This window comes from Paenibacillus sp. FJAT-26967 (assembly GCF_001541095.1).
In the GTDB taxonomy this organism is placed as follows: Bacteria; Bacillota; Bacilli; order Paenibacillales; family NBRC-103111; genus Paenibacillus_F.
The window spans coordinates 235,000-246,822 of the sequence record NZ_LMXH01000004.1; the positions used below are offsets into that span (position 1 = coordinate 235,000).

Sequence of the window (11,823 nt, forward strand, 5' to 3'; positions counted from 1 at the left end):
TCCTCCCGGCAGTGCGGGCCGCCCCGGTTTAGGACACGGGGGCATGAGGGGCAAAGGCCCGGTCGTGAAACCCAAAAATTTTAAAGCAACGCTGCGCAGGCTCTGGGCGTACTTCGGCAAAGAACGCAAGCTGCTGACGCTGATCACGCTCTTTATCCTGGCAGGCTCCGGATTAACTCTGGTCGGGCCCTATCTGATCGGGTCCGCGGTAGATGCCATGTCCGGTTCAGACGGTACGGTAGACTTCGGCCTGCTTGAGATTCTGGTCATCGTGCTGGCTGCCGCTTATGCGGCCGATGCCGTACTCACCTTCCTCCAGGGCTGGCTCATGGCTGGGGTGTCGCAGCGGATTGTGATGCGTCTGCGCGGAGCGCTTTTTGAGAAACTGCAGAAGCTCCCGGTTTCGTATTTCGATACCCGGCCTCATGGGGAAGTGATGAGCAGACTGTCCAATGATATTGATAATGTCAGCAGCACAATCTCGCAGTCCACGACTCAATTAATGAGCGGGGTCATTACGATAATCGGCTCTCTTGTGATGATGCTCGTGCTGAGTCCGTTGCTGACGCTCGCCAGTCTGATTACGGTGCCGATCTTGTTTGTGCTGACGCGTACCATTACGAAGAAAACCAGCGTGCTGTTCAGACAGCAGCAGGTTGAGCTCGGCAAACTGAACGGGCATATCGAAGAAACGATTTCCGGCTTGCAGGTGGTCAAGGCGTTCAACCATGAGGAGAAAGCGATTGCCGAGTTTGAGGAAGTGAATGGGAAGCTGCGCGAGGTTGGGCTCAAGGCGCAGATCCGCTCGGGTTTTCTGATGCCCTTACTTAACGTCATTAACAACATCGGGTTCGTTGCGGTTGCACTCGTAGGCGGGCTGCTGGCAGTCCGCGGGGAAATCGGGGTTGGAGTCATAGCCAGCTTCCTCAGTTATTCCCGTCAGTTCGTGCGGCCTTTGAATGATTTGGCTAATATTTTCAACATTCTGCAGTCTGGTGTAGCCGGAGCCGAACGTGTCTTTGAAGTGCTTGACGAGCGTGAGGAGCAGGAAGACAAGGCTGGAGCTGTGGAACTGAACAATTCGAGGGGGCACGTGGTTTTTGAAAATGTCAGCTTCGGCTATCGTCCGGACGTTCCGATCCTGCGGAATATCAGCTTCGATTCGGCGCCAGGAAGCAGCACCGCGCTTGTGGGACCGACTGGAGCGGGTAAAACGACGATCGTCAACCTGCTGACCCGGTTCTACGATGTGACCGGGGGCCGCATCCTGATTGACGGCCGCGATATCAGGGAATACACCCGCGACAGTCTGCGCAGGACGTTCGGAATTGTTCTGCAGGATACGTACTTGTTCTCCGGGACGATCAAGGAGAACATCAAGTACGGCAGACCCGGGGCCTCTGATGCGGAAGTGGAAGCGGCTGCGGCTATGGCCAACGCAGATGTGTTCATCAACCGGCTGCCTGCCAAGTACGAGACAATGCTGGCTGAGAACGGCGGCAACCTGAGTCAGGGGCAGAGGCAGCTGTTGGCAATAGCACGGGCCATTCTGGCCAAGCCGTCGATCCTGATCCTCGATGAGGCGACCAGCAGCATCGATACCCGCACAGAGCTTCACATCCAGGATGCGCTGCTTAAGCTGATGGAGGGGCGGACAAGCTTTGTAATCGCGCATCGGCTGAATACGATCCGGGATGCGGACACGATCATGGTGATCGACAAAGGCCAGATCGTAGAGAAGGGTGCGCATGACCCGCTTATACAGGAGCAGGGAACGTATTACCGGATGTTCTATAACCAGTTCAAGAACGTGGATATGGCGGCGGAATAGGTATACACGAAAACACGCACGCAATAAAAGCTCTTCCGCGCGTCGCTATGATGCGGGACCGGGAGAGCTTTTATTGCGTATAGAACTTGCTGCCGGATGCAATGATTCGGCACAGGCATCGCGGGCACCCATTGATGAGGTTGGGTTAAGGCGATCCCACATGCTATAATACTGCAAAGAACGCACGTTCGCTGCACTAGAGCCGCGCTGCGTGCGATAACCGAATTCCGGCAGGTGAGGGTATGTCTGATCTTATTAAAATCTCAGTAAGAGCTTTAGTGGAATATGCCTATCGCAGCGGCAGTATAGAAACGGGCTTCCGGACCGCCACCGCGCTGACGGAAGGAACGAAGGCTCACCAGAAAGTACAGCAGACTTACGGAGAGCAGGACCAGAAGGAAGTTTTTCTGCAAATGGAAATTCCTTATGGAGAAATGGTATTTGTCCTGGAGGGCAGATGCGACGGCCTGCTTTTCGACGGGAATGAGATCACCATAGATGAAATTAAATCATCGGCAGGCGACCCTCATTTGATTGAGGAGAACCGGTATCCCGTCCACTGGGCGCAGGCATACTGCTACGCTTACATGTATGCCAGTCAGGAGGGGCTTGGACAGATGCGTGTCCAGTTATCCTATGTGCAGGTGGGGACCGATGAGAAACAGCAGTATGTCCGGGTCCTGTCTCTTGAAGAACTGGAAGCTGCGGTGCTGGAAGCTGTCAGGCGTTATGCGCCGTATGCGGACATGCAGCTTCGCAACCGCAGGAAGAGAGACCTCAGCATTAAGGAGCTGGCATTTCCTTATAAGACCTACCGGGAAGGCCAGCGTAAGTTCGCCGGCGCAGTCTATCAGACCATTGCCGAGGAACGGAAGTTATTTGCCAATGCCCCGACAGGAACAGGCAAGACGATCTCGACGCTGTTTCCTTCCGTCAAGGCGATCGGTGAAGGGCTTCTGCAGCGGATCTTCTACCTGACGGCCAAGACGCTGACAAGAACGGCCGCTGAGGATGCTTTCGCTCTTATGAACGCCCAGGGGCTTCAGATGAAAGTCGTCACCCTGACGGCCAAGGACAAGATCTGCTTCCGTGAGGAAGGACTGTGCAGTCAAGAATCGTGTGAGTTTGCCGAGGGGTATTACGATCGGGTCAACGGGGCTATTCTGGATATGCTGAAGCATGAGACACAGATGAACCGTACCGTGATTGAGACATACGCCCGCAAGCACAAGGTGTGTCCGTTTGAATTCTCTCTGGATGCGGCTTACGCGGCCGATGCCGTTATTTGCGATTATAATTATATTTTTGACCCGAAGGTGTTTCTGAAAAGAATGCCGGAGGAGCTCAAAAAGCAGACGGTGCTGCTGATTGATGAAGCGCACAATCTGGTCGACCGGGGCCGCGAGATGTTCTCGGCCGAGCTTACCAAAGCTCCGTTCCTGCAGCTGCGCAGAGAGTTCAAGGAAAGGAGCCCGGGTGTGTCCGGTGCGGCGAAGGCGGTGAATGACTATTTCATCGCCTTCCGCAAAGCCTGCGGCGAGCAGCGCAGCGCCGTGCTGAAGGAGCTGCCGCAGGAGCTTCTGCCGCTCCTGGAAGCTTTTGTCCAGCATGCGGAAAGAGAGCTCGCCGCGCCCTCAGGAGCCGGTGATGCAGAGCTTCTGCTGGACATGTTCTTCACCGCACAGAGGTTTCTGCGCACAGCCAAGTACTATGACGACAAGTTCGTCACCTTGGCGGAGCTGCAGAAGAACGACGTGCGGCTCAAGCTGATGTGCCTGGATCCTTCGCTGCTGCTGGCTCATATGGGCAGAGGCTTCCGCTCGCATATTTACTTCTCCGCCACGCTTGCCCCATTCTCGTATTATATGGATATGCTGGGGGGCGGAGAAGACGATTACACCATCGCGATTCCGTGGCCGTTCCGGCAGGAGCAGCTCGACGTCTGGATCGAGCCGCTGTCCACCCGCTACAAGGATCGTGAGAAGTCCCTGGAACCGATCGTCGGGATGCTGAACAGGCTGCTTCGCGACAAGCCTGGTAATTACCTGATTTTCTTTCCCTCCTACGATTACATGAGGGAGGTGGCGGCGCTGTTCAGCAGCCCTTATGCCGAAGCTGTCCGGCATGAAGAAGGCAGCGTCCGGCTAGAAGCGTCGCTGCCGGATAAATTGGGCAATGCGCCCGGGGACCGGGACGAAGCTCCTTCTGAAACGGAGCCCTCCGGCGCGTCTCTTCCGCATCTGAGTGAAGAGGCGGAACCGCGGGATACCGAGGCTCCGCTCCAGGAGGAGGGCGGCAGCCGGAGCCAGCTCCTCCGGCTTGCTCCGGATCTGGACATGCTCGTTCAGGAGCCGTTTATGTCCGAAGAGATGAGAGAGAGCTTCCTGTCTGCTTTTCAGGAAGACTCTCCCCGCACCTTGATCGGCTTTGCTGTGATGGGCGGGATTTTCTCCGAAGGAATTGATCTTCGGGGAGAACGTTTAACGGGGGTAGTAGTGGTCGGCGTCGGCCTGCCTCAGATCGGACCGGAGCGGGATAGGATCAAGGAGCATTTTGACCTCGAAGGCCGCAGCGGTTTTGATTATGCATATGTATTCCCGGGAATGAACAAAGTGATGCAGGCAGGCGGGCGGCTGATTAGGACGGAGAACGACTACGGTACGCTCGTGCTGGTGGATGACCGCTTCTTACAGAAGCGTTATCAGGCTCTTCTGCCCCCGGAATGGCGGCATTTTACCGTTCATTATTAGAAGAGTGTGTTATCAAAATTCAGCAGCCCTTGGAGCAGCGGCTGTTTGTCTGTCCGGCCTTATTCCTGTTCGAATTTTTGCTGATGAAGCTGCTTCATTTTCTTGTAATCTTCATCGGTTTTAGCGATTTCCCATTTTGCTTTAAAGATCGCAGCGGCTTCAGCCTTCACTTCATCATTCTGATAAGGCAGAATCGAGCCGTCCTTCTTCGAATATTTGCGTCCGCCCTTGTGATTGGCATAGCGTCTTGCGCGCGTATAGCCCATCTGCAGAAACTTTCTAGCCATATCCATGCCGATAAAGTCGCCTTCTTTCTTATAATTAAGAAATAGCTCATAAATCTTGTTGGATGATTCTTCGGCAATTGCGGGTGTTTTGAAGCGCCAGTGGGGCAGGATTTCACTTTTATAGGGCTGCACAAGCAATACTCCCTGCTCACCGCGCCCTACTGTATACAGTTCGGGGTGTTTGCGCAGATCCAGCTGCTCGTAGTCCAGCGAATAATCAAATTTTTTAGCCATGGTGCTGCTCCTTTACGAAGATTGTTTAACAAATTATTACCCGGATAGGCAGGCATTGGGACACAGCTTACGTACATTTTGTATAGAAAAAGCATTAGAATTGTCGTTGACGGGATCGCAAGAAGCGGATAGTAATCAGGGCAGGCGCCGGAATCGGGATGGGGCACGGAGAAGGACATTTGAACGCAAAAAAAAGGATCGTCTCAGGGTTTTCCCTCAGACGATCCTTTTCTTCATCCTATACGTTACGCTCTTTTACTTCCCATAGAACGAAGGATCAGGCTCACGATAAATACGAGCACGATACCGCCGATCAAAGCCGGGAAGAAATAGAAACCGCCGACTTCGGGACCCCAGCTGCCAAGCAGCAGGCCGCCAAGCCAAGCACCCAGGAAACCAGCGATAATGTTACCGATAATGCCGCCTGGGATATCTTTCCCGATAATCATTCCAGCTAACCAACCGATGATACCACCGATAATTAAAGACCATAAGAAACTCATTCTAACTACCTCCTATTGTTCCGATGTTTTTTTGTTGTAACTCGTGGTTGTTTAGTATTAACCTCGATCTTGTTACTTTAATCAGGTTGGAGAAAGTTACTACAAAAAGATTGTTGCGAGGAAACCTTCTACAGTACGATTTTACAATGTATTATATGAAAGCATTTTTATTTCCAAAAAAATGCATCTCAAAATAGGAAAATAACTTGCCTTTCACAATTGGCTATGATAAGATGAAATCAATCGAGTATATGTCAACCTGGATTCACTTATTATAAAGGGTTAACATTTGTGCGATGGAGCCTTTTATAATATGTGAATTTTTATTTGCTTTAAGAATAAAGAGAACATGTTAAATTTAATTTTTGGAGGTAACACACATGCAAACAGGTACAGTTAAATGGTTCAACGCTGAGAAAGGCTTTGGCTTTATCGAAGTTGAAGGCGGCAACGATGTATTCGTACACTTCTCCGCAATCCAAGGCGAAGGCTTCAAATCCCTTGACGAAGGACAACGCGTTGAGTTCAACGTTGTTCAAGGCAACCGTGGACCACAAGCTGAGAACGTTGTAAAACTGTAATTAGCTAAGAGAAGCTGTTCACAACTTTATGTTGTGAACAGCTTCTTTGTTTTATCCGAGGAAATTTACGGCTAGTCTACAATGGCCGCTTAGATTGATTTTTTACAAAATCCTCAATCCTGTTCAGGATTGAGGGTTTTAAATTTTTGTGCCACCAAGGAACTTTCTCTTAAGACTCCGGTGTGAACGTGTACGTATAACTGTCCAATTCCTGGCTGGAATAGACTTTATCTATTTGTTTCTTCTCATTCGGGTTCAACACGACGTTATCGTATGTCTTTTCATGAATTTTCTTGCCTTCCTTATTCAGGGTAGTTACCAGCAGCTTGCCTCGGAATGTATAGGAATCGCTGTAGTTTCCTGCATAAATTAGAATATCGGCGGATGTGTCGTCCCAGAAAGCAAAAGTACCCGCAGCGAGCTTGTTATTCTCCTCAAAGGGTTTTCCTTTTCGCTGGGCATCGTTAGCCCGTTCGTTGTAGTGAAGATCCATCTGAGCGATTGTTTTCTGCTCTTGGTCATGGATCTCATAAGAAATAACTGCGATTGGAATGGTCGTAATGATGTACAGAAGAAGAGCGGCACCGCCCCCGCTGCGAAGAATCGTTCTTTTGTCATAACCTCCGATATAGAGGGAAGTGATAGCCAGGAGGATCAGACCGAGTGTAATCAGATGCCACTTGGATGCAAACATATCCAGCACTAAATTCATTCGGCTTTTCTCCCCTCTAGTTTGGATGGTTGGCCATGCTCATCTGTGGCCGGTATATACTTCCGTACGAGCCAGATGAGCAGGAATGGGAGCCATATCGTAAACGGAAGCAGGAGAGCGGCCCCTACCGCATTTTCATAAAAAAGCGATCCGATGCCTTCGTCTGTCTGCGGCATCATAGCCCCGGTCATGACCCAGCCGATGAAGGCGATTATGCAGTATCGCAGGGCGAGCATGAATCGCAGCCGCTCCGCAAGAAGGAAATAGACTGCGCCTGCTGCAAGCAGGAAAAGGAGTGAGATGCCCATATTCTCCGGATGTATCCTGCCTTCGATCACCATTAGAACGAGCAGGGGCAGCGAGCCGAACAAGAGACCGAAGATGAAGAAGGAAGAGAGCTTCCAGCTGTCGCGGTTCTGCTTGCCGTAGGGACCCGGCCGGTGGGTAGTGGTTCTCCGCAGTCCGCCGGAAGCCGAGACAGGAGCACTAACTTTGCCTCCGGAGGCCTTGCCCCGCCTGGTTTTTGCAGCTGCGGTCTTTTCCCGCGGGGCAACCAGTCCTAATCTTTCCCGGCGCTTCAGATCGAGCTCTTTCATAATCGAATCGAGTCTTTTGCTGAAGCCTTTGTCCTCCACACTGAAGGGTCTTGCATCTTCCTCCCGATCAAAGGAAAGCAGCTGCTCTTCCTCGGTTCTTTCGGCCAAAAGAAGGTCGGTTGCCCAGACGGGCATCTTTAGCTTGCCGAAGTATTTCAGCCATTTTTTCATCTCAATCAGATTGTGGAAAGGAATTTGCAAGACTCTCGTTTGAGCCGCCTGCTGGTACCGGATGAAGAGCATGGGAAGAACCTCAAAGGTAGGTAGTTGCTTCTTCCAGCGCACTTTTGGCTCATAGGCATAATGGCTCGGCGCAATATAATAGCCCACATATACACGGTTAATTTCTTTCATAGAGATGGAACCTTCCCGTCGGGCAACTCCCTCATAATAAGCAAAGCGGATTTCATTCTCATACAGCTTGTACTCATTCAAATGGTTGTTTTTCCAGACGGCTGCTTTCAGCGTTCGGAACGAGAACCGGACTAACCACAGACCCGGCAGAATTAGAAGTAAAGAAATGAAAGACCAGGCGGTTCCGGAGGTAAAGGTCCAGTATACGGGACCAGCCGCGATAGCGGTTCCTGCGAGCAGAACGATAACCATACATTCAAAGGTAAGAATCCAGAAAAAAGGATTCATTTTCCGATCGCTTCGTTCTTGTACGAGCTTATAATTTGATAACGCATCATCCAATGGGAAATTCCTCCTTGTCGGCTTCTCGTTATGTAAAAATTCTATTACGGACGATATATGATGCGGTTTCATCCCCTTTTCTCCTCTAATGATAAGTTCTGAATTGCATACCCATAAAGAGAAAAAATGAAACAAAAACAATAGTTTTAGGGGCGGCGGCTGATGGCTGATTGACAAAACTTGAAACAGTGGATAGACTAACTTATATAACAAGGTAGTTATCGGTAGTGTGGTGAAGGGAAGGTCCTCGTCCTTTTTTATATTACTAGCTTGTAATGCAATATAGTTACCGGAATATAGTGAAGAGTGGTGAACTGTTTGTCGACGTATACGCAAATGCTCAAAGGTATCCTGGAAGGCTGTATTCTGATGATTATTTCGCAGGATGAAGTGTACGGATATGAGCTATCCAAAAAACTACAGAATAGCGGGTTTGATTTTGTGAGCGAGGGGAGCATTTATCCGCTGCTCCTGCGTATGCAGAAGGAAGAATGGATAGAAGGCTATATGAAATCCGATTCGAAGTCCGGCGGCCCTCCGCGTAAGTATTACAAGCTAACCGGTTCGGGAGAAGAAGTGCTGGTGCAGTTCCGGAATAATTGGAGCCGGATGAAACTTAGCGTGGATGACATACTAACAGGGGGAACGCAAGCATGAGCGTATCAATGAATATTGGGGAAATGGTTGCACACAATACACAACTTCAAAGACAGTTGAATACGAAGAACAAAAAATATTACGGGGATATGATTGTCTATATCCGTTCGAGCGGGATAGATGACGGCCGCGGAGAGGAACTGCTGCTGGAGCTGCTGCTTCATCTGATTCAGGCGCAGAAGGAAGGGCGCTCGGCTCAGGATGTATTCGGCAGCGACCCTTCCGGTTATTGCCGTGAACTCGTCTCTCAACTGCCGCGTCCGAAGATGGCGAGCCGGTTGTCCATGCTGGTGATGATCCCATGGATCGCTGTCACTTGGCTGTTTCTGGCTGAAGGCCTGATGGGCCTCTTGCTGCTCATAACCGGTACGCCTGACGGATACTCGAATCAGATGAGCTTAACTATCCTGCTGGCCGTAGCTGTGACCTCACTCCTGCTGGTGAAGCTGGTTATGCTCCTTATGAATAAAACAGCTTTTACAGAACATAATCGTAAATTCTACGTATTGTTTCTTCTAATTTATATCGTCAGTATTGCTGCTGTTGTCGCAGCCGGATTCTTCCTGAAGTCTTACCTGCCGGTCTTCTCCGTCTCTCCTTGGGCAGCTATTGCAATTTTTGCAGTTGGCTATGCCGGACAGAAATTCTGGCTCCGGTCTGGAGCGAAATAGATAAGGAAAAATCTTGTTGACTCGTCACCCTGCGGCAAGGAACCGGATGAGCTGTCGGTTAAATAGTGAAATATTGGTGGAAAATCCGTTGACAGCAAGTTGAAGCCGTTCTATGATAAGAACAAGTTAATAAAATGTGGCGGAGAACAGGAGAGTCACATAAATTGCGGGTCGGGAGACTGTGCAATTTATGTGATTTTTCTTTTACCCGCCGGGGCGTGTCACAACACCGCCTGGGAAAGGAGTTATTCATATGATGAAAGCAAGTAAACCTATCATTATTGCACACCGCGGAGCCAAGGGGCTGGCACCCGAGAATACGCTGGGGGCCTTCCAGCTGGGGCTCGAGCAGGGATGCGAGGCCATCGAGCTTGATATACACTTGTCGGCTGACGGTGAGCTGATCGTCATCCACGATGCGACACTCGACCGGACAACGGACGGTCAAGGAGAAATCTCGGCGAAGTCCTTAAGTGAAATTAAGGCAGTGGATGCTGGTTCCTGGTATAGTGAAGCCTACAAAGGGGAGAAGATTCCAACACTTGGCGAAGTCTTTGATCTTGTACCTGAATCTGTCATGATTAATGTAGAGCTGAAAGTAGATGGCGCTATCGAGCAAAAGCTGGTTGATTTCGTGCGTGAGCGCGGCTGCTTCCAGCAAGTCGTGGTGTCATGCTTCGATCACAAGTGCCTGCGGAGAATCAAGCAAATGGAGCCGCAAATCAGAATCGGCCTGCTGTATGGCAACAAGATGTGGGATCCGGTTGGTTACGCGCGCTCGTTCGATGTAGACGTATACTCTCTTCATCCATATCACCAGATAATTGAGGCGGAAGATGTCGAGAACGCTATCAAGCACGGCCTTCAAGTCTATCCTTACACAGCCAACACCGAAGAAGAGCTGCACAAACTGATTCATGTAAATGTCTCGGGTATCATTACAAATTACCCTGCCAGACTGAAAGATTTGCTCGATAGGAACGTAAACTTATGAGCCTGATATTCTTACAAAAGCTGTGCATGGCGATGCTGCTCGGTGCAGCCATCGGGATTGACCGCCAGCTCAAGCACAAACCGCTCGGTCTCAAAACAAGCATGGTTATCTCCGTTGCCAGCTGTCTGATTACGATTGTATCCATTGAATCCGTTCACCGGTATGCAGTGCCGGGACTGACCACGATGGACCCGATGCGTCTGGCCGCACAAATTATTAGCGGCGTCGGTTTTATCGGAGCCGGTGTCATTCTGCGCCGGAGCAATGAAATTATATCGGGCCTTACCACGGCAGCGATGGTCTGGGCGGCGTCGGCGCTCGGCATTGCGGCAGGAGCCGGATTCTACAAAGAAGCCTCAACGGCTGTGTTCCTTATTATTATGGCGATTAATATCGTCCCGCTGTTCTTCAAATGGTTCGGGCCCAAGAAACTCAGTGAACGGAATCTGTCGATTCTGATCATCGTAGCCTCGGATAGTGACTTGTCTTATGTTATTGACGAGATGCAGCAGGAATTTATCAAAGTGAAGCATATTAAAATCAAGGATTTAAAAGATGAAATGAAACAAATTCAGCTGGTTGTGGCTGCACCGGAAAGGCATCGAACGACCGTCGTCTATTCGAAAATCAAAAAAATCAAAGATGTAGTTGCGGTGGAAGTGGAAACAATCAGCACGTAATTAAAAAGTAAGGGAGCTGCGGTTCATGCCATTTAACAACCAGAAGGTCCTGCCTGCGGTCCGCAAGATCAAGGATTTGGAGAAGTTGTTGTTCTCTCCGTTTGAGTACATCGTACTGCTTGATTGTCATATCGGTATGCTCAAAAGTCTGGTCGATCTTGCGAAATCGCACGGAAAGAAGCCCCTGCTGCATGTTGATCTCGTGGAGGGGCTCAAGAATGACGAGTACGCAACGGAGTATCTGTGCCAGCACATTAAGCCGACGGGCTTGATCTCTACGCGTGCCAGCGTCATTCTGAAAACAAAGGAAAATGGGCTTCTGGCTATACAGCGGTTGTTCCTTCTGGATTCGAGCGCACTCCGTAAAAGCTATGCGCTGCTGAAACGCACGAAGCCGGACTACATTGAAGTGCTGCCAGGCGTCATGCCGCACATTATCCGGGAGGTCGGGGAGAACACGAATATCCCCGTGGTGGCTGGCGGACTAATCCGCACCGTGGATGATGTCGAGAACGCTCTGGCGGCCGGCGCGACGGCTGTAACCACTTCGGATATGAATTTATGGAAGCATTTTAACGCATAATGATATAAATTGGCATTACGGCTTCCAACAAGATGCAGACTATGGTAA

The 11,823-nt window shown here is 50.4% G+C and carries 12 protein-coding genes; 8 read left to right on the forward strand and 4 right to left on the reverse strand.

Annotated features, from left to right (window positions below; all coding sequences use genetic code 11):
• The first annotated feature begins 43 nt into the window (after positions 1–43).
• Together AR333_RS17480 and AR333_RS17485 are read left to right on the forward strand one after the other, a co-directional pair.
• On the forward strand, positions 44–1,831 hold the full coding sequence (locus AR333_RS17480; protein ID WP_253735899.1) for an ABC transporter ATP-binding protein: 1,788 nt from the start codon (positions 44–46) through the stop codon (positions 1,829–1,831).
• Between the two features lie 242 nt (positions 1,832–2,073).
• Positions 2,074–4,581, forward strand: a complete 2,508-nt coding sequence (locus AR333_RS17485; protein ID WP_068776656.1) for an ATP-dependent DNA helicase — start codon at positions 2,074–2,076, stop codon at positions 4,579–4,581.
• Positions 4,582–4,640: 59 nt separating this feature from the next.
• Here AR333_RS17485 and AR333_RS17490 read toward each other — a convergent pair whose 3' ends face one another.
• Positions 4,641–5,102: a DUF4385 domain-containing protein gene (locus AR333_RS17490; RefSeq protein ID WP_068776657.1), complete on the reverse strand. Its 462-nt coding sequence runs from the start codon at positions 5,100–5,102 to the stop codon at positions 4,641–4,643.
• 245 nt (positions 5,103–5,347) lie between these two features.
• Entirely contained in the window at positions 5,348–5,605 is a 258-nt protein-coding gene (locus tag AR333_RS17495) for a GlsB/YeaQ/YmgE family stress response membrane protein (protein WP_068776658.1), read from the reverse strand.
• 380 nt (positions 5,606–5,985) lie between these two features.
• Here AR333_RS17495 and AR333_RS17500 point away from each other — a divergent pair, with 380 nt between their 5' ends.
• On the forward strand, positions 5,986–6,186 hold the full coding sequence (locus AR333_RS17500; protein WP_016423690.1) for a cold-shock protein: 201 nt from the start codon (positions 5,986–5,988) through the stop codon (positions 6,184–6,186).
• A gap of 169 nt (positions 6,187–6,355) precedes the next feature.
• On the opposite strand, the gene AR333_RS17505 is transcribed toward AR333_RS17500, so the two are convergent.
• Both AR333_RS17505 and AR333_RS17510 read right to left on the reverse strand, forming a co-directional pair.
• Entirely contained in the window at positions 6,356–6,898 is a 543-nt protein-coding gene (locus tag AR333_RS17505; protein ID WP_068776659.1) for a hypothetical protein, read from the reverse strand.
• On the reverse strand, positions 6,895–8,190 hold the full coding sequence (locus AR333_RS17510) for a hypothetical protein (protein WP_068776660.1): 1,296 nt from the start codon (positions 8,188–8,190) through the stop codon (positions 6,895–6,897). Before AR333_RS17510 ends, AR333_RS17505 begins: the two co-directional genes overlap by 4 nt.
• A 336-nt stretch (positions 8,191–8,526) precedes the next feature.
• On the opposite strand from AR333_RS17510, the gene AR333_RS17515 reads away from it, so the two are divergent.
• From AR333_RS17515 to AR333_RS17535, 5 genes are all read left to right on the forward strand, one after another.
• The gene (locus tag AR333_RS17515; RefSeq protein ID WP_068776747.1) at positions 8,527–8,847 is read left to right on the forward strand and encodes a PadR family transcriptional regulator; all 321 of its coding nucleotides are present in this window, start codon (positions 8,527–8,529) and stop codon (positions 8,845–8,847) included.
• Positions 8,844–9,518 (forward strand): DUF1129 family protein, encoded by a 675-nt coding sequence (locus AR333_RS17520; RefSeq protein WP_253735896.1) that lies wholly within the window; start codon positions 8,844–8,846, stop codon positions 9,516–9,518. Before AR333_RS17515 ends, AR333_RS17520 begins: the two co-directional genes overlap by 4 nt.
• Before the next feature lie 253 nt (positions 9,519–9,771).
• Positions 9,772–10,512 carry a glycerophosphodiester phosphodiesterase gene (locus tag AR333_RS17525; protein ID WP_367584683.1) on the forward strand — a complete coding sequence of 247 codons (741 nt, stop codon included), beginning with the start codon at positions 9,772–9,774 and terminating at the stop codon, positions 10,510–10,512.
• A complete protein-coding gene (locus tag AR333_RS17530) occupies positions 10,509–11,192 on the forward strand; it encodes an MgtC/SapB family protein (protein WP_068776661.1) in 684 nt (227 codons plus the stop codon). The genes AR333_RS17525 and AR333_RS17530 overlap by 4 nt, the downstream gene beginning before the upstream one ends.
• A gap of 25 nt (positions 11,193–11,217) precedes the next feature.
• Positions 11,218–11,775, forward strand: coding sequence for a glycerol-3-phosphate responsive antiterminator (locus tag AR333_RS17535; RefSeq protein ID WP_068776662.1), 558 nt, complete (start codon positions 11,218–11,220; stop codon positions 11,773–11,775).
• The last annotated feature ends 48 nt before the right edge of the window (positions 11,776–11,823 follow it).